The organism is Rhodoplanes roseus, assembly GCF_003258865.1.
Classification (GTDB): Bacteria; Pseudomonadota; Alphaproteobacteria; order Rhizobiales; family Xanthobacteraceae; genus Rhodoplanes; species Rhodoplanes roseus.
In genome coordinates, this window is record NZ_NPEX01000023.1 from 1 (window position 1) to 24,586 (window position 24,586).

Sequence of the window (24,586 nt, forward strand, 5' to 3'; positions counted from 1 at the left end):
TCGAGGTGGTCGACGAAATACAGCACCGCCGCCGCCGCCCTACAAGGGCGCCGCCCCGGTGGCGCAGCCGGTCGCTGCGCCGAGCCTCCTCGACGGCAGCGAGCCGCACGCCGCCATGCGCACCCTGCTGGCCGAGACCGAGGCGGCGCTCGCCCGCCACACGCTGATGCAGGCCGCGTCGCTTCCGGGCGGCGCGGGGCCGGCCGGCGCCGCCGACGCCGATGCCGGCCGCTGGGTGTTCGAGATCCCGTTCCTGACGCCGCAGGGCCCGACCGTCGCCCAGTTCGAGATTTCGCGGGACGGCAAGGGGCAGGGGACCGAACGCGCCGCGCCCGCCTGGCGGGCCCGCTTCGCCATCGACATCGAGCCGGTCGGCGTCGTTCACGCCCAGATCACGATCACGGGCGAGCGCGCCGGCGTGACGCTGTGGGCCGAGCGCGGCGACAGCGCCGTGCTGCTGCGCGACCATGCCGACGATCTCGCCGAGCGGCTGCGCGCCGCCGCGCTGGACCCCTCCGAGGTGGTGGTGCGCGACGGCGCCCCGCCGCGTCCATCGCGTGAGGCGGCGCCGGCCGCCGGTCGCTTCCTGGATCGCGCCTCATGAGCACCGAGCGCCCCGCGATCCCGCTCGCCATCGCGCTCCACTACGAGGCGCCCGGCGCCCCGCGCGTCGTCGCCAAGGGCAGGGGCGCGATCGGCGAGAAGATCATCGAGACGGCACGGGCCGCCGGCGTCCCGATCGAGGAGAATGCCGGCCTCGCCGCCGCGCTGTCCGACGTCGAGCTGGGCGACGAGATTCCGGAAGAGCTCTACCGGGCGGTCGCCGAGGTGCTGACCTTCATCCTGCGCCTCTCCGGCAAGCTGCCCCGCGCCCCTGCGCCGCCGGTCCGGTCCCCCTCCGGAGCCCCGCCGGCCGCCGCGCTGCGCTGAGCGCCCCGCGAACCTTTGTTGCCCCGACCTCGCCCTCGCTGAAACTTCGTTGTCATGGTCTCGCCTGTCGGCGCGCCGCCGTGCTATGACGCAGTGCGGTCATCTTCCATTTCGCGTGCGGGTTTTGATCCATGAAAAACATTTTGGCGAGGCTGGAGCAGCGGCGGGCCGGAGCGCGGCTGGGCGGCGGCGAGTCCCGGATCGAGGCGCAGCACCGGCGCGGCAAGCTGACGGCGCGCGAGCGCATCGGGCTCCTGCTCGATCACGGCTCGTTCGAGGAATACGACATGTTCGTCGAGCACCGGCTCAGCGAGTTCGGCGCCGACCGGAGCAAGATCCCGGGCGACGGCGTGGTCACCGGCTGGGGCACGGTCAACGGCCGCACCGTCTTCGTGTTCGCCAAGGACTTCACCGTCTTCGGCGGCTCGCTGTCGGAAGCGCACGCCCAGAAGATGACCAAGATCCAGGACATGGCGCTCAAGGCCAGGGCCCCGATCATCGGCCTGTTCGATGCCGGCGGCGCCCGCATCCAGGAGGGCGTCGCGGCGCTCGGCGGCTACGGCGACGTGTTCAAGCGCAACGTCCAGGCCTCGGGCGTCATCCCGCAGATCTCCGTCATCATGGGCCCGTGCGCCGGCGGAGACGTCTACTCGCCGGCGATGACGGACTTCATCTTCATGGTGCGCGACACGAGCTACATGTTCGTCACCGGCCCGGAAGTCGTGAAGACCGTGACCAACGAGATCGTCACGGCCGAGGAGCTCGGCGGGGCGAGCGTCCACGCGACCCGCTCGGCGGTCGCCGACGGCGCCTTCGAGAACGACGTCGAGTGCATCCTGCAGATCCGGCGCTTCGTCGACTTCCTGCCGGCCCATTCGGGCGCCGGTGTGCCCGAATGGCCGAGCTTCGACGACGTCGAGCGGATGGAGCCGTCGCTCGACACGCTGATCCCGGACAATCCGAACAAGCCGTACGACATCAAGGAATTGATCCACAAGGTGGTGGACGAGGGCGACTTCTTCGAGCTGTCGCCGAGCTTCGCCCGCAACATCGTCATCGGCTTCGGCCGCATCGCCGGCCGCACGGTGGGCTTCGTCGCCAATCAGCCGATGGTGCTGGCCGGCGTGCTCGACTCGGACGCCAGCCGCAAGGGCGCCCGCTTCGTGCGCTTCTGCAACGCCTTCGACATCCCGATCGTCACCTTCGTCGACGTCCCGGGCTTCCTGCCGGGCACCGCGCAGGAGTCGGGCGGCCTGATCAAGAATGGCGCCAAGCTCCTGTTCGCGTACAGCCAGTGCACGGTGCCGCTGGTGACGCTGATCACCCGCAAGGCCTTCGGCGGGGCCTATGTGGTGATGGCCTCCAAGCACATCGGCGCCGACGTGAACTACGCCTGGCCGACCGCCCAGATCGCCGTGATGGGCGCCAAGGGCGCGGTCGAGATCATCTTCCGCTCCGACATCGGCGATCCGGACAAGATCGCCGAGCGCACCAAGGAGTACGAGACGAGCTTCATGTCGCCCTTCAAGGCGGCGGAGCGCGGCTATATCGACGAGGTGGTGATGCCGCACTCGACCCGGCGCCGCATCGCCCGCGCCCTCTCGATGCTGCGCACCAAGACGCTCGAGATGCCGGCCAAGAAGCACGACAACCTGCCGCTGTGAGGCGGCCGTTCCGGGGCGGCGCAAAGCGGCGCGCCCGGAACGGCCGACGCCCGCTTTAGGGCGGGCAACGCGGCCAACGGGGACCTTCCGATGAGCACCAGGACACTCCTCGCCGCTGCCGTCGCGTTCGCGACGCTGGTCGGCGCGGCCGAGACCGCTGTCGCGCAGGGGTCCTGCGAGCAGCTCTGGGTCGAGCGCAACTCGATCTTCAAGGCGCGCGGCTACTGCTTCAAGACCTCGCGGGCGATCAGCTATTTCGGCAATGCCGGATGCGTCTACGACGTCGAGGAGGCGGTGCCGCTGTCGCCCGGCGAACGCGCCCGCGTCGCCCAGATCCGCGCGATGGAGCGGCAATACGGCTGCCGGTGACTCTCAGAAGCCGTGTCCCGGGACGGGGTGCGGCGCGAAGCGATGCACCCGAGCCGGGACCCAGGCCGGGTTTGGCGCGACCGAGCTGGGCCCCGGCTCTGCGGCGCATCGGACCTGCGGTCCGTTGCGCCTTGACCGGGGCACGAGATCTGCTTTCCGACCGGCGCAACGCTCGGCCGCTCAGCGCCGAAACACCACCGTCTTGTTGCCGTTGGCGATGACGCGGTGCTCGATGTGGAACTGGACGGCGCGGGCCAGGACGACGCTCTCGATGTCCCGGCCGATGGCGACGAAGTCCTCGGGCGTGAAGGTGTGGTCGATGCGCTCGACGCCCTGCTCGATGATCGGGCCCTCGTCGAGGTCGCCGGTCACGTAGTGGGCGGTGGCGCCGATGATCTTCACGCCGCGCGCATGCGCCTGGTGATAGGGCTTGGCGCCCTTGAAGCTCGGCAGGAACGAGTGGTGGATGTTGATGCAGCGCCACGACAGCGCCGTGCACAGCTCCGGCGACAGCACCTGCATGTAGCGGGCGAGCACGACCAGATCGATCCGCAGCCGGTCGATGAGCGCCAGCACGGCCGCCTCCTGCCCAGCCTTGGTGTCCCTGGTCACCGGCAGATAGTGGTACGGGATCCCGTGCCATTCGACCACGCGGGCGAGATCCGGATGGTTCGACACCACGGCCGGGATGTCGATCGGCAGGCTGCCGGTGCGGTAGCGATAGAGCAGGTCGTTGAGGCAGTGGTCGAACTTCGACACCATGATCAGCACGCGCGGCTTGATCGCGGTGTCGTGGAACGTCCAGGTCATCCCGAACTTTTCGGCGATCTGCCGGAAGCCCGCCTCGAGCTCCTCGATCGAGGGCTGGTCCGGGGTCGCGTTGAACACGGTGCGCTGGAAGAAGCGGCCGGACTGGTGGTCGCCGAAATTCGCCGACTCGGTGATGAAGATGCCCTGTCCGGACAGATAGCTCGACACGGCCGCGACGATGCCGACCGTGTCGGCGCAGGACAACGTCAGCACATAGGTTCTGGTGGTCATCTGCGAGATCGATCCGGGCATTGCGCGGCCGGCGGCGTGAGGCGACCGGCGCGCAGGCATGGACGGGCGCACGCTGCGAAGCCATCCGTGATTGCACGTAGACGATCGTGAGCCCGAAAGCCAGCCGTGCGTGGTCGCGGCGGCGCCATGCGGGCTGCGATCTTGCAACCGCCCGGCCGGACGGGCACGATCGAAATGTTGCTCGCGTGTTGCTGCTCGGCGTCCGCCCCACGACCCATACGACCGCATGTCCGGTCTCGTTGTGAACGACGCCGACCGCCTGGACCATTATGCACAGCCCGTTTCATCTCCTCGCCGCGACCGCGCACCGATGGCCCTTGGTCGGCCCGCGGGTGGTGCGGCGCCGGCTCGCCGCGTGTTACGAGGTGCAGTTCGGCGTCGCCCCGCACCTCGATCGTCCGGTCGGCTTCAACGAGCGCATCCTCCACCGAATCCTGTTCGATCGCGATCCGCGGCTGCGGATCATCTGCGACAAGCACGCCGCCAAGGCGTTCATCTTGGACCGCGTCGGACCGGACCTGGTCGTGCCGACGCTGGGGCTGTGGCGGCGGCCCGAGGACATCGACTGGGACCGGCTGCCGGAGCGCTTCGTGCTCAAGCCGACCCACACGTCGGGTCCGGTCGCGCTGGTGCGGGATCCGGCGGAGCGGATGCCGGTGGCGCTGGTCGCGGCGGCCCGGCAGTGGCTGGCGACCGACTATTTCGACGTGTCGCTGGAATGGGGCTATCGCGGCCTCCCGCGGCGGCTGATCGCCGAGCCGCTGCTGCTCGGGCCGGACGGTGGCGCGCCCGTCGAGGCGCTGGTCTTCACGTTCAGCGGTCGGGCGCGGCTGATCCGGCTGCTGCGCGGTCGCAAGGGGACGGCCGAGGAGCGCAATGCCTGGTTCGACGCGACCGGGCGGCGGCTGGCGATTCCCGCCAATTTGCCGGACGCCGACATTCCGCTCGCGGAGAACGACCGGGCTGCCGTGGTGGCGCTCGCCGAGCGGCTGTCGCAGGGGTTTTCGTCGCTGCGGGTGGACGTCTATCTCGGCGCGGCCGGTCCGATGATCGGCGAGCTCACGCCGTACAGCAATGCCGGGCGCCTAGCCTGGGGATCGGCCGAGATCGACCGGATGCTCGGTGGCTTGTGGGACCCGGATTTCGACGTCGCGTGCTTGCCCGCCCAGGCCGGACCGGCGCGTCCCGATCAGGACCCGACGGCCGATTCGCCGCGACGGGCGGCCGCATGACGAACCCGCATCGGGGACCGCGCCGTGCCGCTCAGAACTCTTCCGGGCACGGGTCGACGATCATCCACAGATCGTAGCCGTTCTTGAGCTTCTTCATCTCGGCCGTGAGGCCGCCGACGCTGGCGATCCAGGCCTTCACGCCGCGTGGATAGACCGACATCAGCTCGGCCGTCCCGGCCGCGCTGGTCACCTTCACGCCGGCCGTCCACGCCTTGTCGTAATAGGCTTGGTGGAAGCCGAGGCTCGCCCGCGGCGTGACGCAGATCTTGTTCAGCGGCACGATGCCCAGCACCAGGGTGCAGGCGGAGTTGCAGATGCCGTCGATTATCACGCGCTCGCCGGTGTCGCGGATACGGGCGTATTTCGCCTTGTACTCCTCGACATAGCCGCCGAAATCTTTCTTGATGTGATAGTCGGCGGCGGCCGGCGAGGCGACCGTTCCGACCAGCATCGTGGCAAGCAGAAGTGACGCGAGGCGAACCATCGCCGCCAGACCCCCCGTAATTCCCCGGCCCGTCTTTTGTTCCAGGGACCCGGCGAAAATTAGACCGAGGTATGTTGGAAATTCGTTAACCACAGAGGCCCGGACCGGCGGGCCGGAGCAGGGGCGCGACGGGTCGCGCGGCGAAATCCTCGATTCTTCATCACGTTTGCTGATGATCGCGATGAAGAACATTCGCTTTCGGCATTGAGGGCGGAATGGCATTGTGGCGTCGGCCGACCGCGTCCCCACCGATCCGAGGTCGCATCAGGGGCTTCGGCCCGGGCCGCACCCCCGTCCATTGCGGCGATGAATCGCCCCGGAGCGCCCCATGCCGCGCAAGATCGAGTCTGTCGTCGCGCTGCTCGCACCGGGCGTGTTCGTGGTGCTTTGGGCGTCGGGATTCGTCGGCGCGCGGCTGGGGCTTCCGCATGCGGAGCCGTTCACCTTCCTGACGCTGCGCATGGTCGGCGTCGTCGGCGTGATGGCCGTGGTGATTGCGATCTCGCGGCCGGCATGGCCGGGCGGCGCCGCGATCGGTCACAGCGTCGTCACCGGGCTGCTGATGCACGGCGGCTATCTGGGCGGGGTGTTCGTGGCGATCGAGCACAAGCTGGCGGTCGGCCTCACGGCGCTGATCGTCGGGCTGCAGCCGATCCTGGTCTCGACGCTCGCCAACCGGGTGCTCGGCGAGCGCGTGACGGTGCGCCAGTGGGCCGGCCTCGGGCTCGGCATCGTCGGCGTCTACCTGATCGTGCAGGACAAGACCACGGGCGGGGAGGCGGACGCCGTCGCCTGGATCGCGGTCGTCACGGCGCTGCTGTCGATCACGTCGGGCACGCTCTATCAGAAGCGGCACGGCGGGACGATCGACTGGCGCCCCGCCTTCCTGGTGCAATACGCCTCGGCCGGTGTGCTGTTCCTCTCCGGCGCGCTGCTGTTCGAGAGCCGGACGGTCGAGTGGACCGGCGAGTTCGTGTTCGCGCTCGCCTGGCTCGTGCTGGTGCTGTCGCTCGGGGCGATCTGGCTCCTGTATTTCCTGATGCGCCGCGCCGCGGCGAGCCGGATCTCCAGCCTGTTCTATCTCACGCCGCCCGTCACCGCCGTGATGGCGTGGGCGTTGTTCGGCGAGCGCCTGGGCCCGGTCGCCATCGTCGGCATGGCCGTGTGCGTCGCCGGCGTCTTCCTGGTCAACGCCAGGCCAAGGACCGCCGCTTGAGGGAGCGGGATCGTCACAGGCCGAGTGGCGTTATCCGGATGCGCGAACGGTGTCGGTGCGATACAGCCCAAAGGATACCGGTGCGGGGCGCGGGGGTGTCCGATGGTCTATGCGTTTGATACGCTCGGTTACTCGAAACGGCTCCGGGACGGCGGAGTCGCTCCGGAGCAGGCCGAGGCCCATGCGGAGGCGGCGCGGGATTTCATCATGGTGGAGCTGGTCACCAAGGCCGATCTCGCCGCTGCGGTCGATCGCATCGACCTCACGATCGACGGCCTGCGCACCGAGATGGAGCTGAGATTCGACGGCCTGCGGCGCGAAGCCGACGCCTTCCGGCGCGACGTGGATGCAAAGATCGAGAAGCTCGAGAGCAAGCTCGAAGGCAAGATCGAGAAGCTGAGCCTGCAGCTCACGGTGCGACTGGGTGCGCTGATGGTGGCCGGCCTCGGGGCGCTCGCCGTCATCCTGCGCCTGCACTGATCCTCAGGCTGCCGCTGCTGTGCCGACACTTAGATTCGGTACGATCCGGATGCGTGCGCGGTTGTGGTGCGATACAACCTTTGGATTGTATTGCGGCACACCGGGTGTCCGATGGTCTATGCGTTTGATACGCTCGGTTACTCGAAACGGCTCCGGGACGGCGGAGTCGCTCCGGAGCAGGCCGAGGCCCATGCGGAGGCGGCGCGGGATTTCATCATGGTGGAGCTGGTCACCAAGGCCGATCTCGCCGCTGCGGTCGATCGCATCGATGGCACGATCGACGGCCTGCGCTCCGAGATGGAGCTGAGATTCGACGGGCTTAGGCGCGACGTGGATGCAAAGATCGAGAAGCTGAGCCTGCAACTCACGGTGCGACTGGGTGCGCTGATGGTGGCCGGCCTCGGGGCGCTCGCCGTGATCCTGCGGCTGCACTGATCCTCGGGCTGCGAAATCGCCGGCAACAGGCCGATATCAAAGAAATACGGCGGGCCCGGGCGGCGCGTGTGCGGGCATGCACCCGCGGTCGGGCCTGCACCCGATGACACCCCTGGGCCCACCCCCTCGCAATCGGGGCGAGGGAAGGTGGCGGCCCGCCCGCGTCCGGCGAGCCGCGTCTCGTCGTTGATCGGTCAGCGGGCCGGGGCGGGGGCGGGGGCCGGAGCGCTCGGGCTTGCGGACCGCTCGCTGGCCGGGCCGGTCGTCCCCGGAACGTTGGAGGCACCCGAGCGGGCCGGCGGCAGCGTGCCGGACGACGTTCCGGAGCCGGTGGTCGCCGACGGAGCATTGCGGTCGAAGGCGACGTCGCTCGCGTTGCGACTGCTCATGCCGTAGACGATCGCGATGATAAACACGGCGGCGACGATGCCGGCCAGCCAGGCCCACATGGAGCCGCTGCGGCGCGCGCCCGGAATGCTCGGGTCGGCATTGCGCTCGGCGAAGCTCGGATTGTGGATGCCACGATTGTCGCTCAGCCGGGGATCCCGGATGCCGTCCTGCGGATCGCTCATGGTCTGCCTCCTCTGGAGTTGCCTCGGGAGGGCAACGGACCGGGCTCGTCCGGGTTCCGCAGCACGATTGTGACCGTCAGAAATATAGAAGAATTATCAGGGAGGTAGAGCGGGACCGTGGTCCCTGTCGGAGGCGCCGCGACCCGGCCTCGGACGGCGGGCGTCAGTTCGGCTTGATGCCGGCGGCCGCGATGACGGGCCGCCAGCGTGCCACCTCGGCCTCCACCCGGGCCCGGAAGGCCTCGGGCGTCGAGGGAATCGGCTCCATCACCTGGGTGGCCAGCTTCTCTCGCACCGCGGGCTGCGACAGCACCTCGCGCACCGCGGGGCCGATGCGGTCGAGCACGGCGGCGGGGGTGCGGGCCGGCGCGATCAGGCCGTTCCAGGCCTCGGCTTCGACATCGACACCCGATTCCTTCAGGGTCGGCACCCCCGGGATCAGCGCGGATCGCTGCGGCGTCGACACCGCGATCACCTTGAGATTGCCGGCCTCGGCCTGCGACGTGGCCGCGATCGCCGGCAGGCAGCCCATCTGGACGTCGCCGCGGATGATCGCGGTCGCCGCCTGGGGCGAGCTCGCATAGGCGATGTGGACGATCTTGGTGCCGCTCGCCATCGCGATCGCCTCCATGGCGAGATGCGACAGCGAGCCGTTGCCGATCGAGGCGTAGTTGTACTTGCCGGGGTCGCGCCGCAGCTTGTCCAGGAGCTCGGCGACGCTCGATACGCCCAGCGCGTTGTTGACGGCCAGCGCGCAGGGCTGCGTCGCCAGCGTGGTGACGAAGGCGAAGTCGCGGCTCCACTCGTAGGGCATCTTGGGCTGCAGCAGCGCGTTGATGGCGAGCGGTCCGGCGATGCTGACCCCGACGCTGTAGCCGTCCGGCTCGGCCTTGGCGACCGCGTCGGTGCCGAGATTGCCGCCGGCGCCGGCCTTGTTCTCCACCAGGAAGGGCTGCCCGAAGCGCTGCTGCAGCGCCTCCGCCACGATGCGGGCGATCAGGTCCGGGGTCGAGCCGGGCCCGAACGGCACGATCACGCGCACCGGCCGGCTCGGCCACTCCTCGGCGTCGGCCCGCAGCGGCGCGACAAGTGCCGCGAGCAGGGCGGCGCCGGCGAGCAGGAGGGCGGTGCAACGGACGCAGATCATGGTGCTGGCTCCGGACGGCAGGAGGGTGGGGGCCGCCCCTCCGATAGCTACGGTCGGTCGGGTTGTCACGTTGAGGTCGCCTCCGGTCCCGGCGGGGGAGGAGCCGGACGGCATCACGGCACTGCCTCGATCTCCACGCGCTTCAGCAGGAACCCGAGCACCCTCAAGTCGGCCGCTCCGTGTCGGGACGGGCTCTCCGGATCGTCGACCGCGAAGGTCAGGAGCATTGCGTCGCGGTCGCCGACGATGTCGGCCGGCAAGTCGAATCGCCATTCCGCCGGGACCCGTGCGCCGGCCTCGACCACGAGCGACGCGACGATTCGTCCGTCGACCAGGGCGTCGATGCGCTTGCGCCGGGCCGGATCGGGCCGATACGGCTCGATGGCGAGCCGGACCGTCACGCCGCCTGCCGGGCGGACGCGCGGCATCCGGACATAGAGCACGCTGCGGCGGCCCTCGCTCCAGGTGCCGAGCGGCGCCGGCGCCGACCAGCCCTCGATCAGCCAGGGCCAGGGGGCTTCGTGGGCCGTGAAGCGCGCCGATACGGCCGCGCCCGGGGAGTGCAGCGGGGGCTCAGGTACGCACGCCACGCCCTCCGGCGGCGGCCCCAGGGCGTACAGGATGCGGAGCTCATCCTCGAAGATCCGGCACCCGGGCGCGAGGCCGGTTCGGATCGACGCGGACAGGTCGCCCAGCTCCTCCTCCGTGTAGGCGAGCTTTTCCACCAGAATGCCGTCGAAACCGAGTCCCCGGGCCCGCTCCGTCGCCACCCCGGTCGTCCCCGCGGTCAAGGCGCGGAGCCTCGCGAAGTCCGGTTGACGCAGGGCGAGGCCGTAGCTCCATCGCACCGGGCTGCCGACCGTGTCGACGACGTAGGGCAGCAGGTGCTGATAGGGGTCGAAGCGGCGCTGCCACGGGATCTCGGGCCACGGCACGATCGGCACCTGCAGCACGGCCTTCAGGCCGGCGCCGTGTACGATCTTCAGCATGGCGGCGAGCTTCGCTCGGACGTCCTGCGTGCCGGCCCGAGTCGACTCCTGCAGGCGCGACAGCGGGAACAGGGCGCTCGGCACGCCGACCAGGAGCAGCGCCACCGTGACGCCCGCTGCGATCCGTCGCCGTCGCGTCGGCTCCGACAGCAGGAGCTCCACCCCGGCGCACACCGAGACCAGCGCGAAGAAGCTGAGGAACGGGATGATGCGGGTCGGCGCGCGGATCACCGGCACCAGCAAATAGCTGAACAGGAAGCTGAGGCCGCTTCCCACCGCGAACACCAGGCCGAAGGTGATCAGGGCCAGCGACAGCCACACGATCCGCAGGCGATCCGTCCGCCACGGACCGCGGTCGAACAGGCCGACCACTACGAAAAGCGGTGCGGCGACAATGACGGTGCCGAGCAGCACACCCGGCCATTCCATGCGCTCGGCGCCCTGAAACTGTCGCATCACGGCCGTGTAGGTGCCGAACCGGTCCTTGAACAGGCCGAGCTCGCTCAGCGGCTTCACCGCGTCGCTGACGAGGAGTCCGTAGTACAGCGTCTCGTAGTGCTGGCGGCGCGGCTGACTGACGGCACCGAACAGCACGTCGACGAGATGCCAGCGATAGCCGCTCGCGATCAGCAGCACGAACAGCGCCGCGCACACGCCGACGCCGATCGCGGCGGGACGCCAGTCGCGTCGGCCGGCCGCCATCCCGAGCGCCGTGACGGCGACGAACATGGCGCTGAAGAACGTGTAGTAGAGGCCCGAAGTGCCGGCGACCAACAGGCATAGCGCGACGAATGCGGCGACCGGCCCCTTGCTGCCACTGCCGACGGTCGCGACTTCGGCGACGAGATATGAGAGCGCCGCGCCCCACGGCACCGCGTAGTAGAGCGCCAGGAAGTCGTGGCCGCCGGCGCGCCCCGCCAGGAAGGGCGACACGACGAACACCACCGAGGCGACGGCGGCCAGCCACGGCCGGACCGACAGGACGCGCAGCACCACGAAGGAGGAGACGAAGATCGCCGCGATCCCGATCCTGTAGAGAAGGTTTTCGACGGCGAAGACCTGGTCGCTCGTCTGCGCCAGCAGCCACAGCAGAGCCCGTTGGCTGAGGTCGAACTGCGGGAAGAAAAGGTTGTCCTGAACGCCCGGGAAGCCGAGATTCGGCACGAACCGGATGGCGAAGCCGTCCAGGAAGGCCTTGATCTGGACGAGCAGGAACAGGTGGTCGCCCTCCAGCCCGAGCGGCTGGCCGGAGTCGGTGCCCAGCGCGCCGGTGAGCCACAGCGACAGCAGAGCGCCGAGCACCAGCACGACCGGAGTGGAGAGCCACGGGGCGGTGCGCCAGGAGAAAGAGGCCGGCGCCTGCGGTCCGCCGCCGTCGGCGTCCGCGACGCCGGCGCCGATCGGGGGGCCCGACCCGACCGGGCGGGAGAAACGGAACATGTCGGTCTCGCTGGTTGAACGTCCGCGACCAGCCGGGTACGGAAGCCCGCCCGCGGACGACCATTGGGATGCGCGGCTCTCCGGGGGTGGTTTGCGGCTCGCCGTCCAGACCGGATGAGCGCCACGCGTGCCGAAAAGCAGGCCGGTCGACGACGGCACCAAACGATCGGATGTATGGCGCTCGATCCGCGGGAGGGTATCGGCGTGGCGGTGGACCGGCAACCATCCTGACCCGGTCCCACCCTGCCTCTCCGCCCGTGGCCTGCGGTCGCGGCAGGGCGGGCTCGCCCCGTAAAGCCTTGCGTCGGCAGGGCCGATCGCATCTACTCCGCCCGGTTTTGCCGCATGCCGCCGGGGGAATGCATGGGACTTGCGGTCCTGATCCTGGGTCTCGTGCTGTTCATCGGGCCCCATGTCTTCGTATCGATGCGCGACCGCCGCGCCGCCCTGATCGGGCGGATCGGCGAGCTGCCCTACAAGGCACTGATCTCGGTCGCCTCGCTTCTCGGCATCGTGCTGATCGGCTGGGGCTTCGCCGAGTACCGGGCCGAGGGCGAGTGGATCGAGCTCTACGATCCGCCCACCTGGACCCGCCATCTGTCGGCGCTGCTGATGTGGCCGGCCGTCGTCATGGTCACGGCCGCCTACATCCCCGGCAACATCAAGCGCACGCTCAAGCACCCGATGCTGTCGGGCGTGAAGCTGTGGGCGGTGGCGCATCTGATCGCCAATGGCGACCTCGGCTCGATCCTGATCTTCGGCTCGATCCTGGCCTGGGCCGTCTACGACCGCATCACCCTCAAGCGCCGCAGCGACCCCGGCGCGCCGCCGATTCCGGTCGGCGGACGCCGCAACGACATCCTGGCCGTGGTGGTCGGGACCATCCTGTACCTCGCCCTCGCTTTCGTGTTCCACCCGCTGGTCATCGGCCGCGCCGTGTTCGGAAGCCCGGCGCTCGGGACCTGATCGCGGGCCGCCGCCCGCGCCAGCGACACCGACCGAGAGAATCCCGGACGAAAGAGATCCCGCATGTCCGTGCATCGCGACGAAAAGCGGCTGACCGCGCCCGACATTCTGGCCCGCAAGGGCGGCGTGCCGATCACCATGCTGACCTCCTATCACGCCCACACGGCAGGCCTGTGCGACCGGCATTGCGACTCGATCCTGGTCGGCGACTCGCTCGGCATGGTCATGCACGGGCTGGAGACCACCGTGCCGGTGACGCTCGACATGATGATCCTGCAGGGGCTGGCGGTGATGCGCGGCTCCAAGCGCGCCCTGGTCGTCGTCGACATGCCGTTCGGCAGCTACGAGGCGTCGAAGGAGCAGGCCTTCCACTCCGCCGCCCGGATCATGAAGGAGACGGGCTGCGGCGCCATCAAGCTCGAGGGCGGCGTGCGCATGGCCGAGACGGTGAGGTTCCTGGTCGAGCGCGGCATCCCGGTGATGGGCCATGTCGGCCTCACCCCGCAGTCGATCAACACGCTCGGCAGCTTCCGGGCCCAGGGTCGCGACCCGGCGAACTGGGGGCCGATCGAGGCGGACGCCAAGGCGGTCGCCGACGCCGGCGCCTTCGCCGTGGTGCTGGAGGCGATCGCCGAGCCGCTCGCCGCCAAGATCACCCGCGACGTGCCGATCCCGACCATCGGCATCGGGGCGAGCGCCGCCTGCGACGGCCAGGTGCTGGTGCTGGAGGACATGCTGGGCCTGTCGCCCTGGGTGCCGAAATTCGTCAAGCGCTACGCCGACCTCGGCCCGTCGATCGAGGCGGCGGTGGCGGCCTATGCCGAGGAGGTGCGCTCGCGCGCCTTCCCGGGCCCCGAGAACGTCTATCCGGTGAAGAAGCCGTCCTGACCGGGACGGCGTCCTCCCGACCCTGGCCCGCGGCGCCGGACGCCTTGCGCTCGCCACAAGCATGGTCTAGCGCCAAGGGGAACGGATCGCGCCCCCGGCACGGCCGGCCATCCGCCTGATCCGACGCCGAAACGAACAGCAACAAGCCTTTGAAACACAAGGCACTGAAACAGCGAGTCGACGCGTGACCGATATCTTCCAGGAAGTCGACGAGGAAGTCCGCCGAGAACGGCTCCAGCAGATCTGGAAGCGTCACGGCACCCTCATCATCGCGGTCTGCGTGCTGATCATCGTGGGGGTCGCCGGCTGGCGCGGCTGGCAGTGGTATCAGGCCAAGCAGGCCTCCGAGGCGAGCGTCGCCTTCGAGACCGCCGCCAGGCTCGCCCAGGACGGAAAGCACGGCGAGGCCAGCGCCGCTTTCGCCAAGCTCGCCGGTGACGTCGCAATCCCGGCCTATCGCAGCCTGGCGCGGCTGCGCGAGGCCGAGGAGCAGGCCGTCACCGATCCCAAGGCCGCCATCGCGGCCTACGACGCGATCGCGGCCGACACCTCGACCACCGCCATGTTCCGCGAGGCTGCCGCCCTGCGGGCCGGCCTCCTCATGGTCGATACGGCGCCCTTCGCCGAGATCCAGAAGCGCGTCGAGCCGCTCGCCCGGCCGGACGGCGCCTTCCGCCACTCGGCGCGCGAGCTGCTCGCGCTGTCGGCCTGGAAGGCCGGCGATGCCGCCGCCGCGCGCCGCTGGGCCGAAGCCGCTGCGGGCGACGCCGAGGCGCCGCCCGGGTTGAAGGCGCGGGTCGACATCCTGCTCGCCCTGGTGGGCGAAAGCGCCAAGAGCTGAAGGAGCCGCCGATGCGCGCCCGTGCCCGCGTGATCCTGCTCGCGACCGCCGCCGCGTTGGCGCTGCCGCTCGCCGGCTGCGACCAGATCGACGGCCTCACCGCCATGTTCGACACCAAGAAGAAGCTGCCGGGCGAGCGCAAGCCGGTGTTCCCGGAGGGCGTGCCGGGCATCCAACAGGGCGTGCCGCCCGAATATCTGCCGGGCCACAAGGAGCCGGAGGCGCCCGCCGGGCCGCCGCCCGAGGCTGCCGCCGCTCCCGAGCCTCAGCCGGAGGCGAAGCCGCGCAGCCGGCCGCAGTCCGCCCAGTCGCCGGCTCCGCAGCAGCGCCGCGCCGCCGCGCCGCCGGTCGCCGATCCGGATGCCGAGCCGGCCGCCGCACCGACGGCGGCGCCGACCCGTACGGCCCGGCCGGCGCCGGCGACCCCGGTCGGGTCGGTTCCGGTCCGTCCGCAGCAGCAGGCTCCCGCCTCGGCCGCGCAGCCGCCGACCTCGACGGCCGCCGAGCCGCAGGGCACCCTGCCGTGGCCGAGCGCACCGGCACCCGGCTCGTTCTCGCGCTGACGAGGGTCTCCTGACGGTCGGCCGTTCCGGCCGTCGCCGAGCCCGATACGCCGCCCGTCGCCTGTGCTATGCAGGCGCGCGGTGGCCGCGGCCGGTTCGGGCCGTCACCGCTGCATTCCGTTTCGTCCCGCCCGGCTCGGCCTCTCGGCCGGGCCATCGTTTTCATTGCGAGAGGCCGCCCGGCGACCCCGATGTCCTTCACGATTGCCATTGTGGGGCGCCCCAATGTGGGCAAGTCGACCCTGTTCAACCGCCTCGTCGGCAAGCGCATCGCGCTGGTCGACGACCAGCCCGGCGTGACCCGTGACCGCCGCGAGGGCACGGGCCGGCTCGGCGACCTCGACTTCACCGTCATCGACACTGCCGGCTTCGAGGAGGCGGCGATCGAATCGCTCGCCGGCCGCATGCGGGCCCAGACCGAGACCGCGATGGCCCAGGCCGACGCGATCCTGTTCCTGATCGATGCCCGCGCCGGTCTCACCCCGATGGACCGCGCCTTCGCGGCGGCCGTCCGCAAGATCGGTCGGCCGGTCGTATTGGTCGCCAACAAGAGCGAGGGGCGCCAGGCGAGCTCCGGCGTCTACGAGGCGTTCGGGCTCGGGCTGGGCGAGCCGGTCGGGGTCTCGGCCGAGCACGGGGAGGGCCTCTCCGACCTCTACGACGCGCTCCGCGAGGCGCTGCCCGAGGAGACCCGGGCCGCCGCCGCCGCGACCAAGGCCGAGGTGCTGGCCGAGCGCGAAGCCAAGTTTCTGGCCCGCGAGGCCAAGGCGGCCGGCGAGGAGCCGGTCGACCCGGGTGCGCCGACCCGGCCGATCCGCATGGCGGTGGTCGGCCGGCCGAACGCCGGCAAGTCGACCCTGATCAACCGGCTGCTCGGCACCGACCGGCTGCTCACCGGACCCGAGGCCGGCATCACCCGCGACGCCATCGCGGTGGATCTCGACTGGGGCGGCCGGGCGTTCCAGGTGCACGACACCGCCGGCATGCGGCGCAAGTCCAAGATCGACGACAAGCTCGAGAAGATGTCCGTCTCGGACGGGCTGGAGGCGATCCGGTTCGCCGAGGTGGTCGTTCTGCTGATGGACGCGACCGCGCCGTTCGAGGAGCAGGATTTGCGCATCGCCGACCTGGTCGAGCGCGAGGGGCGCGCCCTGGTGCTGGGCCTCTCCAAATGGGACCTCGCCGAGGGTGAGGCCGGCGCGCTGACCCGGCTGCGCGACGAGGTCGGCTACCGGCTGCCCCAGCTCGCCGGCCTGCCGGTCGTCGCCGTCTCGGGGCTGACCGGGGCCGGACTCGACCGGCTGATGCAGGCCGTGATCGACATCCACGCGATCTGGAACCGGCGCATCGCGACCCATGCGCTCAACCGCTGGCTCGACGGCGCCATCGGGGCGCATCCGCCGCCCGCCGTCTCGGGCCGCCGGCTGAAGCTCAACTACATCACCCAGCCGAAGGCCCGGCCGCCGAGCTTCGTCGTCTTCTGCACCCGCGCCGACGCGGTGCCGGAATCCTACAAGCGCTATTTGATCAACGGTCTGCGCGAGAGCTTCGATCTGCCCGGCACGCCGATCAGGCTGACCCTGCGGGAAAAGAACAACCCCTATGCGACCAGGGCGAAGGGACGCTGACGGCTTGCCCGACAGCCCGGCCGGCGTGGCCGGGCCGCCCGAAGCCGTGGCCGATCCCTCTCCGTCCGGTCCGCGGCGTGCCGCCTTCGGCTTCGTCTTCGTCACGGTGGCGATCGACATGCTGTCGGTCGGCATCTTCGTGCCGGTGCTGCCGCGGCTGGTGGCGGATTTCCTCGGCGGCGACGAGGTCGCCGCGGCCTCCTGGTACGGGCTGTTCGGCACCGCCTTCGCGCTGATGCAGTTCGTCTTCTCGCCCGTGCAGGGGGCGCTCTCGGACCGCTTCGGCCGCCGGCCCGTGATCCTGATCTCCAATTTCGGCGTCGGGATCGACTATGTCGTGATGGCGCTGGCGCCGAGCCTCGGCTGGCTGTTCGCCGGACGCGTCGTCTCGGGCATCGCCTCGGCCTCCATCTCCACCGCCTTCGCCTACATCGCCGACGTCACGCCGGTGGAGAAGCGCGCCGCCCGCTTCGGCATGCTCGGCGCCGCCTTCGGGCTCGGCTTCGTGGTCGGGCCGGCGATCGGCGGGCTCGCCGGCAGCATCGATCCGCGGCTGCCGTTCTGGATCGCCGCCGGCCTCAGCCTGCTCAATGCCGGCTACGGCTTCTTCGTGCTGCCGGAATCGCTGCCGCCCGGGAAGCGGGCGCCGCTGGCGCTCGCCCGCGCCAATCCGGTCGGCGCGTTGGTGCTGCTGCGCTCGCAGCCGCAGCTCCTCGGCCTCGCCGGCGTGTGGTTCGTCAGCCAGCTCGCCCATTTCGTGCTGCCGACCATCGGCGTCCTGTACCTCACCTTCCGGTACGGCTGGGACGAGCGCACCATCGGCTTCACCATGGCGGCGGTCGGGCTCGCCGCCGTGATCGTCCAGGGCGGCCTGATCGGGCCGGGGGTGCGCCTGCTCGGCGAGCGCAACGCCATGCTGGTCGGCTTTTCGGCCGGCATCCTCGGCCTGCTGATCGAGGGCTATGCGCCGGTCGGCTGGATCTTCTGGATCGGCATCCCGTTCACCAGCCTGTGGGGCTTCGCCAACGCGGCCGGCAACAGCCTGATGAGCCGGCGGCTCGGCCCCTCCGAGCAGGGCCGGCTGCAGGGCGCCAATGCCTGCCTGATGGGGATCGCCGGCCTGATCGGGCCCGGCCTGTTCTCCCAGGTCTACGCCATGGCCCTGGCGGCGCCGGGCCAGACGGTCCCGGGGCCCGGCGCTCCGTTCTTCCTGTCCGCCGGCCTGCTCCTGGTCGCCACAATCCTGGCCCTGCGAACCGCCCGCTAGCGGCGCAGCCGGGCGCCGCCGACGCGGCGGTGCTCCCGTCCCGCGGGCGGCGGAAATGTCACATTCGCGCCAGGAACAGGCCCCCGGCCGCCCGACCGGACTTGCCTTCGGGCGCGCGAGCCTCGATTGTTTCCAAAGTGTGAACGGACGGGCGGACGCAGCGCGTCCGCAGCGAGCCGTGCCGTGCCCTGGCGATGTCGCCGGGTGTCCGGTGCAGGGAAGCAGGCGGCCGTTCGGGCAGCCGAGGCGAGGCAGGGGAAACGATGACGTCGCAAGACGTTACCGCAAGCAGCTTCGGCACTGGATCAGCGGCGGCCACGGCCCGGGCGGGGGCGGCGGCGCATGTCCATGTCGGCTATCGGGCCGATGTCGACGGTCTGCGGGCGGTGGCGATTCTCCCAGTCGTGTGTTTCCACGCGTTTCCGGCCGCGATGCCGGGCGGCTTCGTCGGGGTCGACATCTTCTTCGTCATCTCCGGCTACCTGATCAGCGGCATCCTGCTCGGTAACCTCGCCCGCGGCACGTTCAGCCTCCCGGACTTCTACGCCCGACGGGTCCGCCGCATCTTCCCGGCGCTCGCCACGGTGCTGAGCTCGTCCTACCTGGCCGGCGGGCTGCTGCTCTATCCGGACGAGTTCAAGCAGCTCTGCAAGCACATCGCGGCCGGCGCGGCGTTCATCGCCAATTTCGCGCTGCGCCGGGAGGTCGGCTATTTCGACGCCGCCGCCGAGACCAAGCCGATGCTGCATCTGTGGTCGCTCGGCGTCGAGGAGCAGTTCTACATCGTGTGGCCGCTGCTGCTGTGGCTCGGCTGGCGGCTGCGGCTGAACCTGCGGATGGTGATCCTGGGTGTCGGCGCCGTGTCGCTCGCCTGGAACCTGTGGGCGGTCGGTGCGGACGATCCGAAGGCCTTCTTCTCGCCGCTGGTGCGGGTCTGGGAGCTCGCCGCCGGGGCGCTGCTCGCCCATGCGGCGGCGACCGGGACCGGCAGCCCGGAGCGGCCGGCGCTGCGCGACGCCATGTCGATCGCCGGTGCGGCCCTGCTGGTCGGCGCACTGGCGCTGCTCGATCGCGAGATGCCGTTTCCGGGCTGGCGCGCCATGGTCCCGGTCTCGGGCGCCTGCCTGCTGATCGCGGCGGGGCCGGGCGCGATCGTCAACCGCACCGTGCTGGCCCATCCCGCCATGGTCTGGGTCGGCCTGATCAGCTACCCGCTCTATCTCTGGCACTGGCCGCTCTTGTCGTTCGCCCACATCGCGATCCTGGACGGCTGGGAGCCGGCCGTGCGGATGGCGGCCGTCGTCCTCGCCGTGCTGCTGGCCTGGCTGACCTATCGTTTCGTCGAGACTCCGCTGCGGTTCGGGCGGTGGCGCAAGCACAGCGTGGCGGTGCTGGCGGTCGGTCTCGCCGGCATCGGCGGCGCCGCCTTCGCGACCAACCAGCTCGACGGCTTTCCGGGCCGCGTTCCGGCCGACACCGGCGGCCTCGCGGCGTGGCGCTACGAGACCGGGCCGGCCTACCGGTCGGGGTCGTGCTTCCTGGAGGATCTGAACGCGCACGTGTTCGGCGACTGCGTCGACCCGCCGTCGGCCGGGCCGCGCCTCGTCGCGCTGTGGGGCGATTCGCACGCCGCGCATCTCTATGCCGGCCTCGCGCCGGTCGCCGGCCGGATGGCCCAGTACACGGCGAGCGGCTGTCCGCCGCTGCTGGCGACCGATTTCAGCTACCGGGCGAACTGCCGCGCCATCAACGAGGCGGTCTTCGACCGGCTGACCCGGCTCAGGCCGCACACCGTGGTGCTGGCCGCCAACTGGCGGGACCACGACTGGCGCCGGCTCGATGCGACGCTGACGGCGTTGAAGCGCGCCGGCGTCGCCCGGATCGTCGTGGTGGGGCCGGTGCCGCAGTGGCAGATCGCGCTGCCGAAGGTGCTGCTGCGCTATGCGGCGCGCTCCGGCGGCCAGTATCCGGACCGCCTGACCTACGGCCTGCAGTCCGACATCGCCCGGCTCGACCGCACCATGCGGGCGTTCGTCGAGGCGAACGGCGCCGTCTACGCGTCGCCGTACCGGGCGCTGTGCGACGAGCGCGGCTGCCTCACCCATCTGGGCGCCGTGCCCGACACGCTGATCACCTTCGACCCGGCCCACCTCACCGCGGTCGGCGCCGCGCATGTGGTGCGGGCGCTGGGGCTGCCCTGACGGTCCTCGAACGTGACGGTTCTGGACCGTGACGGTCCGGGGCCGCGGCCGGCTCAGCGCCGCGGTCGCAGCACCACGTCGAGGGGATGGAAGCGGCCGGTCGCGAGCAGTCCCGAGAGATGCTCGGGCGTCGCGTCCGGCACCGGAACCAGCGCTCCGGTCGCGGTCTCGAGCAGCTCGATCGCGAAGACGCCCAGAATGGTTTCGAGATCGCGCACCGGCAGATGCCGGATCTCCACCAGGGCCGCGAAGGCGGCGAAGCGCGCCGCGTCGCCGAGCCCGGCCAGGACCGCGCTCTCTTGGCCCTCGACGTCGATCTTGACCAGCACCCGCTTGCCCGGGTCGGGACGTCCGTCGTCGAGCAGGCGCGCCAGCGTCGTCATGCCGACCACGACCTGCTCCAGCCGGTGACCGGCCGACTCGGTCCGATGGATCGACGCGGCCGACAGGCCGGACCAGGTCCGATCGAGGGTGAGCGCCACGGTGCCCTCGCGGTCGCCGACGGCCGCCTGCACCAGCACGGCGGCGTGGCCGGCCTCGCGCAGCGTCCGGTCCAGATAGGCGCAGACATGCGGGTTGGGCTCGATCGCGATCAGCCGCACCGCCGCGTCGACCGGGAGGTCGACCAGCATCTCGCCGTAATTGGCGCCGACGTCGACGATGTGGGTCCACGGCTCCGCCCGCGCGAGAGTCTGCCAGAGCTGCGACGCCGCCGGATCGAGGCCGCCCGGCCGGTGCAGCAGGGCACGCCCGCGCAGGTCGGCGGCGTCGACATGGATGGCGCGGCCGCGGGGTGAGCGGGCCGCCGCCGGTCCCTCGGGCTGTGCCCAGGTCGGGCCGACCTGCGGCTTTCGGGGCGCGGCCGTCCAGGCCGGCAGGCCGCGCGGGCCCGTTCGCCCGCGCAAGGCGCGGCCGATCCGCCGGAACAGCCGGGCCGGGCCGGACCGCATCGTGGCGCCGCCGAGCACGTAGTCGAGCCGCCGGCGCAGCTCGTCGGCGTCCTGCTCGGCCGCGGTCTTCGGCAGGGTGCTGGTGGCGAGCCGCTCCTCGACGGCTGCGATCCACTCCGCGGTGGCGCCGCGCCGCCGCGCGGCGGCCACGGCCTCCTGCAGCGCCAGCGTCGAGTAGGGCGTCAGCGGGAACTGCTCGATGAGGGTGCGCTCCGGCAGCACGCCGCCGAGCGACTCCGGCACCGGGTGCCCGAGCGCGCTGAAGGTCAGTGCCGTGTGGATGCATTTGCGGCAGCGCCCGCAGGCCGTTCCGTCCGGCTTGGTCTGGTCGCAGGGCCGGAGCTGGCGGACTGCCGCGGGCCAGCCGGCGATGCCCTCGACCTTGTCGATCCGATGCGCCTCGGCGCCGTGGTGGCGGACCGGAAAGCCGGGGCGCCCGAGCAGGGGGTCGGTCAGCGGATTGGTCTCGAGCGGCAGCACGAGCTGGTCGTAGCCGTAGGAGGACGGGATCGCGACGCCGCCGTACTGGTCGGTGAGCAGAGCCGCCGCGACGGCGGGCAGGAAGTAGCCGAGATAGCCGGGCAGCCGGACCGCCAGCTCGTTCCAGTTGGTGGCGACCTCGATCAGCGGCACCCCGAGCGATTCGGCACAGCCGCGCAGGCCCGTCGCGACGGCGTTCCACTGGTCCGTCCGGTCGAGACCGACATCGAGCCCGTGAACCGACACGAGTGCGCCGAGCGTGCCGTCCCGGGAGAGCATCCGGGCCGAGTAGCAACTGTCGAGACCGCCCGAGAACGGCACCGCGAACCGCTTCTCGGGCTGGTAGGCCATCTCGGGCAGCAGGGTGCGGGCCCGCACCGCCACCGGGCGGAACGTCTCCGGCATCCAGGCCGCGAAGGCCCGCTGGTAGTCGTGGAGATTGGTGACGATACCGGCGGTCAGCGGGCCTTCGATCACCAGGTCGCGGCCGGCCGCCATGGCCTGGTTGATGATGGAGACTGCGAAAGCGTGCGCGACGGCGACCTCGGCGATCGGCCGCTCGTCGGCGATCCGGTACCACAGCCGGACCGCGTCCTTGCCGAAGCCGGTGATCTCCGCCGCCACGGTCCGGGTTCCGTTCCTGCAGGCCGGCGGGGCGATGCGAACGACGATCTCGGGCAAGGACGCTCTCACTCGCTGTGGCCTGAGTAGAAGGGCGTGAAGGCCCCGGTGAACCGTTCGCGCTCGGCCGCCAGCCACTGCGCGATCTCCTCGTCGCTCGGCGGCTCGATGTCGGCCGGCGGCCACAGCGCCGTCCGGGTGCCGGCGAAACCGCCGGCGCGGTAGTAGTCCGGCGTCGCATGCTCGCCGAACCGGCCGATGTAGCGCGCGTAGCAGGCCGCGGTGGTCAACCGCACCTTGCCGAGCAGCACGGTGGCGAGCCAGCGGGCGGCATCCTGGCTGGTGATGCGGGTGTCGAGCCCGTGCTCGCGGAAGAACGCGCGGATGCGCTCGTGGTCGCGGTCCGAATAGTCTGCCCCTTCGAGCAACGCGAGATAGCGGCGGCGGAACGGCTGCTCGTCCTGCCAGGCCCGGCGCGTCGTCGCGGCCCCCCAGTTCTCGTGCATGTGGATGAGGCGACGCCGGTCGCGCCACTGCGCGATGCGTCGCGCCCACATATCGCCATAGGCCGAGACATAGGCGATGCGCGGATCCGCGAGGGCGAAGCCGATCAGCCGGTCGACGGCGCCGAGATAATGGCGCGACAGCACGAGGTCGTCCTCGAGGAACAGGGCGGCCGCGGCGTCGCGCTGGACGAAGACATGCGTCTCGGCCCGCTGGTAGTTGTCGGCGATGCCGAGATTCTCGGGCGCCTGGAACACCTCGCCCCAGGGAAAGATCTCGCGGAACAGCGCGACGCAGGCCTCGATCCGGGTCTGGTCGCCCTTGAGACGTCCGCTGTGCGGATTGAAGGCGCCGTCCTGGAACAGGAGGACCGGGTCGGCCGGCGTGGTCTGTCGGCGCAGGCTGAGGAGCGTGGAGCGGAGATAGGTGGGCCGATCGAAGGACAGGATGGCGATCGGGAGAGGCTCCCGGGGGCGTTGCGGGGGACGTCCGAAGAGCTTCAAAAGCTGTACCTGTCCAAACGGCCTCGACGGCGCGGGGCTCGATGCGACGACCTTACAGTATCGACCTGATCGACCTGCAGAGCCCCTCCGATGGGTGGGTCGGACCGCGACGGGCAAGTGCGGCCCGACGCCTGCGCGTTCGCTATACGCAACCGTAACATGTTCTCCACCGCCGCAAGCCGGCGGCAGACCCCCGGCGCACCGGCGGCGCACCGGCGGCGCAGCCGCAGCCGCTTCTCCGGCGCGAGGAGCCGGGTCGGGCCCGCCGCACTCAGTCCGGCGGATTGTAGTGCAGAAGCCGGCCGGCGCGCAGATCGAACAGCCGGCCGGTCTCCTGGAAGCCGGGCAGGCACAGCGATACGATCGCGGCGGCTGCTTCCTCCGGGGGCTGGACGGTCTTGGGATCCTCGCCCGGCATGAGGGCCGCCCGCATCTTGGTGCGGGTCGGGCCGGGATTGCACACGTTCACCCGCATCGGCGTCGTCACGGTCTCGGCCGCATAGGTGCGGGCCATCGCTTCGAGCGCCGCCTTGGAGATCGCGTAGGGTCCCCGATAGGCCCGCCCGGCATGGGCTGCGCCCGACGACACGAACACGACACGGCCAGCGTCGGCCCGCCGCAGCAGCGCGTCGAAGCAGCGCAGCAGCTGCAGGTTCGCCGTGACGTTCACCTGCATCAGCGTGTCGAACTCCTTGACCTCGACATGCGGGACGGGCGTCACCGGGCCGAGCTGGCCGGCATTGGCGACCAGGATGTCGAGATGGCCGTAGCGGTCGTCGAGCACGAGCGCGAGGCGGGCGATGCCGTCGTGATCGGTGAGATCGAGCGGGACCAGCGTCGCCGTGCCGCCGGCCGCCTGGATGGCGTCGTCGAGCTCCTCGAGGCCGCCGACCGTGCGGGCGACGGCGATCACATGGGCTCCCGCCTGGGCGAGGGCGAGGGCGGTGGCGTAGCCGATCCCGCGGGAAGCCCCGGTGACGAGCGCAATCTTTTCAGCGAGCGGTTTGGTCATGCGGCGGTCGAGTCCAATCGAATGAGCTGAGTGATTGAAGGTGAAGAGATCTCGGCCGCGGCGGGAGAGGACGGCGGGGAAAACGGGACCGCCGGCGCGACCACACACGTCCCCGATCCGGGCCGCCGCGACCACCATCGCG

At 70.9% G+C, this 24,586-nt stretch carries 23 protein-coding genes; 15 read left to right on the forward strand and 8 right to left on the reverse strand.

The annotated features are described in order from the left end of the window. The 4 genes from fliK to CH341_RS05425 form a co-directional block, all read left to right on the forward strand. Nucleotides 1-604, forward strand: a 604-nt coding sequence (gene fliK / locus CH341_RS05410) for a flagellar hook-length control protein FliK (protein ID WP_210208184.1), incomplete at its 5' end; no start/stop codon positions are given. Then, complete coding sequence (locus CH341_RS05415) at nucleotides 601-930, forward strand: EscU/YscU/HrcU family type III secretion system export apparatus switch protein (protein ID WP_111418014.1); 330 nt, start codon at nucleotides 601-603, stop codon at nucleotides 928-930. The genes fliK and CH341_RS05415, both read left to right, overlap by 4 nt. Before the next feature lie 131 nt (nucleotides 931-1,061). Next, a complete protein-coding gene (locus CH341_RS05420) occupies nucleotides 1,062-2,594 on the forward strand; it encodes an acyl-CoA carboxylase subunit beta (RefSeq protein ID WP_111418015.1) in 1,533 nt (510 codons plus the stop codon). 90 nt (nucleotides 2,595-2,684) lie between these two features. After that, entirely contained in the window at nucleotides 2,685-2,963 is a 279-nt protein-coding gene (locus tag CH341_RS05425) for a YARHG domain-containing protein (RefSeq protein ID WP_111418016.1), read from the forward strand. A 180-nt stretch (nucleotides 2,964-3,143) separates the two neighbouring features. Here CH341_RS05425 and purU read toward each other — a convergent pair whose 3' ends face one another. Continuing rightward, a complete protein-coding gene (purU, locus tag CH341_RS05430; RefSeq protein ID WP_210208185.1) occupies nucleotides 3,144-4,004 on the reverse strand; it encodes a formyltetrahydrofolate deformylase in 861 nt (286 codons plus the stop codon). Between the two features lie 290 nt (nucleotides 4,005-4,294). Here purU and CH341_RS05435 point away from each other — a divergent pair, with 290 nt between their 5' ends. After that, a complete protein-coding gene (locus CH341_RS05435) occupies nucleotides 4,295-5,257 on the forward strand; it encodes an ATP-grasp fold amidoligase family protein (protein WP_111418017.1) in 963 nt (320 codons plus the stop codon). Between the two features lie 31 nt (nucleotides 5,258-5,288). Here the strand turns inward: CH341_RS05435 and CH341_RS05440 are convergent, their stop codons facing one another. After that, nucleotides 5,289-5,741 carry a hypothetical protein gene (locus CH341_RS05440; RefSeq protein ID WP_111418018.1) on the reverse strand — a complete coding sequence of 151 codons (453 nt, stop codon included), beginning with the start codon at nucleotides 5,739-5,741 and terminating at the stop codon, nucleotides 5,289-5,291. Between the two features lie 328 nt (nucleotides 5,742-6,069). On the opposite strand from CH341_RS05440, the gene CH341_RS05445 reads away from it, so the two are divergent. The 3 genes from CH341_RS05445 to CH341_RS05455 all read left to right on the forward strand — a co-directional run bounded on the left by CH341_RS05445 (nucleotide 6,070) and on the right by CH341_RS05455 (nucleotide 7,872). Continuing rightward, the gene (locus CH341_RS05445) at nucleotides 6,070-6,957 is read left to right on the forward strand and encodes a DMT family transporter (RefSeq protein ID WP_111418019.1); all 888 of its coding nucleotides are present in this window, start codon (nucleotides 6,070-6,072) and stop codon (nucleotides 6,955-6,957) included. Between the two features lie 102 nt (nucleotides 6,958-7,059). Further along, nucleotides 7,060-7,437, forward strand: coding sequence for a DUF1640 domain-containing protein (locus CH341_RS05450; protein ID WP_111418020.1), 378 nt, complete (start codon nucleotides 7,060-7,062; stop codon nucleotides 7,435-7,437). A gap of 111 nt (nucleotides 7,438-7,548) precedes the next feature. Continuing rightward, entirely contained in the window at nucleotides 7,549-7,872 is a 324-nt protein-coding gene (locus CH341_RS05455; RefSeq protein ID WP_111418021.1) for a hypothetical protein, read from the forward strand. Between the two features lie 194 nt (nucleotides 7,873-8,066). Here CH341_RS05455 and CH341_RS05460 read toward each other — a convergent pair whose 3' ends face one another. The 3 genes from CH341_RS05460 to CH341_RS34080 form a co-directional block, all read right to left on the reverse strand. Then, a complete protein-coding gene (locus CH341_RS05460; RefSeq protein WP_111418022.1) occupies nucleotides 8,067-8,444 on the reverse strand; it encodes a hypothetical protein in 378 nt (125 codons plus the stop codon). 163 nt (nucleotides 8,445-8,607) lie between these two features. Continuing rightward, nucleotides 8,608-9,591 carry a Bug family tripartite tricarboxylate transporter substrate binding protein gene (locus CH341_RS05465; RefSeq protein ID WP_170149484.1) on the reverse strand — a complete coding sequence of 328 codons (984 nt, stop codon included), beginning with the start codon at nucleotides 9,589-9,591 and terminating at the stop codon, nucleotides 8,608-8,610. A 113-nt stretch (nucleotides 9,592-9,704) separates the two neighbouring features. Beyond that, a complete protein-coding gene (locus CH341_RS34080) occupies nucleotides 9,705-12,020 on the reverse strand; it encodes a hypothetical protein (protein WP_170149485.1) in 2,316 nt (771 codons plus the stop codon). A gap of 363 nt (nucleotides 12,021-12,383) precedes the next feature. Here CH341_RS34080 and CH341_RS05470 point away from each other — a divergent pair, with 363 nt between their 5' ends. The 7 genes from CH341_RS05470 to CH341_RS05500 all read left to right on the forward strand — a co-directional run bounded on the left by CH341_RS05470 (nucleotide 12,384) and on the right by CH341_RS05500 (nucleotide 20,374). Further along, nucleotides 12,384-12,986 (forward strand): NnrU family protein, encoded by a 603-nt coding sequence (locus CH341_RS05470; RefSeq protein ID WP_111418047.1) that lies wholly within the window; start codon nucleotides 12,384-12,386, stop codon nucleotides 12,984-12,986. 63 nt (nucleotides 12,987-13,049) lie between these two features. Beyond that, the gene (gene panB, locus CH341_RS05475; RefSeq protein ID WP_111418024.1) at nucleotides 13,050-13,874 is read left to right on the forward strand and encodes a 3-methyl-2-oxobutanoate hydroxymethyltransferase; all 825 of its coding nucleotides are present in this window, start codon (nucleotides 13,050-13,052) and stop codon (nucleotides 13,872-13,874) included. A 184-nt stretch (nucleotides 13,875-14,058) separates the two neighbouring features. Beyond that, nucleotides 14,059-14,715 carry a tetratricopeptide repeat protein gene (locus CH341_RS05480; RefSeq protein ID WP_111418025.1) on the forward strand — a complete coding sequence of 219 codons (657 nt, stop codon included), beginning with the start codon at nucleotides 14,059-14,061 and terminating at the stop codon, nucleotides 14,713-14,715. 11 nt (nucleotides 14,716-14,726) lie between these two features. Beyond that, nucleotides 14,727-15,278 carry a hypothetical protein gene (locus tag CH341_RS35725; protein ID WP_245430890.1) on the forward strand — a complete coding sequence of 184 codons (552 nt, stop codon included), beginning with the start codon at nucleotides 14,727-14,729 and terminating at the stop codon, nucleotides 15,276-15,278. 191 nt (nucleotides 15,279-15,469) lie between these two features. Continuing rightward, nucleotides 15,470-16,906 (forward strand): ribosome biogenesis GTPase Der, encoded by a 1,437-nt coding sequence (gene der / locus CH341_RS05490; RefSeq protein WP_111418026.1) that lies wholly within the window; start codon nucleotides 15,470-15,472, stop codon nucleotides 16,904-16,906. A gap of 4 nt (nucleotides 16,907-16,910) precedes the next feature. After that, complete coding sequence (locus CH341_RS05495) at nucleotides 16,911-18,173, forward strand: TCR/Tet family MFS transporter (protein WP_245430891.1); 1,263 nt, start codon at nucleotides 16,911-16,913, stop codon at nucleotides 18,171-18,173. A 263-nt stretch (nucleotides 18,174-18,436) separates the two neighbouring features. Further along, a complete protein-coding gene (locus CH341_RS05500) occupies nucleotides 18,437-20,374 on the forward strand; it encodes an acyltransferase family protein (protein ID WP_170149486.1) in 1,938 nt (645 codons plus the stop codon). A 53-nt stretch (nucleotides 20,375-20,427) separates the two neighbouring features. Here the strand turns inward: CH341_RS05500 and CH341_RS05505 are convergent, their stop codons facing one another. The 3 genes from CH341_RS05505 to CH341_RS05515 form a co-directional block, all read right to left on the reverse strand. After that, nucleotides 20,428-22,485, reverse strand: a complete 2,058-nt coding sequence (locus CH341_RS05505) for an FkbM family methyltransferase (RefSeq protein ID WP_111418029.1) — start codon at nucleotides 22,483-22,485, stop codon at nucleotides 20,428-20,430. Nucleotides 22,486-22,493: 8 nt separating this feature from the next. Then, the gene (locus CH341_RS05510; RefSeq protein WP_111418030.1) at nucleotides 22,494-23,432 is read right to left on the reverse strand and encodes a glycosyltransferase family A protein; all 939 of its coding nucleotides are present in this window, start codon (nucleotides 23,430-23,432) and stop codon (nucleotides 22,494-22,496) included. Between the two features lie 271 nt (nucleotides 23,433-23,703). Continuing rightward, a complete protein-coding gene (locus CH341_RS05515; RefSeq protein WP_111418031.1) occupies nucleotides 23,704-24,444 on the reverse strand; it encodes an SDR family NAD(P)-dependent oxidoreductase in 741 nt (246 codons plus the stop codon). Nucleotides 24,445-24,586 lie beyond the last annotated feature (142 nt).

Coding starts and splice junctions, on each gene's coding strand:
- CH341_RS05415 (WP_111418014.1), top strand. CDS start 601: ATGAGCACCGAGCGCCCCGCGATCCCGCTCGCCATCGCGCTCCACTAC.
- CH341_RS05420 (WP_111418015.1), top strand. CDS start 1,062: ATGAAAAACATTTTGGCGAGGCTGGAGCAGCGGCGGGCCGGAGCGCGG.
- CH341_RS05425 (WP_111418016.1), top strand. CDS start 2,685: ATGAGCACCAGGACACTCCTCGCCGCTGCCGTCGCGTTCGCGACGCTG.
- purU (WP_210208185.1), bottom strand. CDS start 4,004: ATGACCACCAGAACCTATGTGCTGACGTTGTCCTGCGCCGACACGGTC.
- CH341_RS05435 (WP_111418017.1), top strand. CDS start 4,295: ATGCACAGCCCGTTTCATCTCCTCGCCGCGACCGCGCACCGATGGCCC.
- CH341_RS05440 (WP_111418018.1), bottom strand. CDS start 5,741: ATGGTTCGCCTCGCGTCACTTCTGCTTGCCACGATGCTGGTCGGAACG.
- CH341_RS05445 (WP_111418019.1), top strand. CDS start 6,070: ATGCCGCGCAAGATCGAGTCTGTCGTCGCGCTGCTCGCACCGGGCGTG.
- CH341_RS05450 (WP_111418020.1), top strand. CDS start 7,060: ATGGTCTATGCGTTTGATACGCTCGGTTACTCGAAACGGCTCCGGGAC.
- CH341_RS05455 (WP_111418021.1), top strand. CDS start 7,549: ATGGTCTATGCGTTTGATACGCTCGGTTACTCGAAACGGCTCCGGGAC.
- CH341_RS05460 (WP_111418022.1), bottom strand. CDS start 8,444: ATGAGCGATCCGCAGGACGGCATCCGGGATCCCCGGCTGAGCGACAAT.
- CH341_RS05465 (WP_170149484.1), bottom strand. CDS start 9,591: ATGATCTGCGTCCGTTGCACCGCCCTCCTGCTCGCCGGCGCCGCCCTG.
- CH341_RS34080 (WP_170149485.1), bottom strand. CDS start 12,020: ATGTTCCGTTTCTCCCGCCCGGTCGGGTCGGGCCCCCCGATCGGCGCC.
- CH341_RS05470 (WP_111418047.1), top strand. CDS start 12,384: ATGGGACTTGCGGTCCTGATCCTGGGTCTCGTGCTGTTCATCGGGCCC.
- panB (WP_111418024.1), top strand. CDS start 13,050: ATGTCCGTGCATCGCGACGAAAAGCGGCTGACCGCGCCCGACATTCTG.
- CH341_RS35725 (WP_245430890.1), top strand. CDS start 14,727: ATGCGCGCCCGTGCCCGCGTGATCCTGCTCGCGACCGCCGCCGCGTTG.
- der (WP_111418026.1), top strand. CDS start 15,470: ATGTCCTTCACGATTGCCATTGTGGGGCGCCCCAATGTGGGCAAGTCG.
- CH341_RS05500 (WP_170149486.1), top strand. CDS start 18,437: ATGACGTCGCAAGACGTTACCGCAAGCAGCTTCGGCACTGGATCAGCG.
- CH341_RS05515 (WP_111418031.1), bottom strand. CDS start 24,444: ATGACCAAACCGCTCGCTGAAAAGATTGCGCTCGTCACCGGGGCTTCC.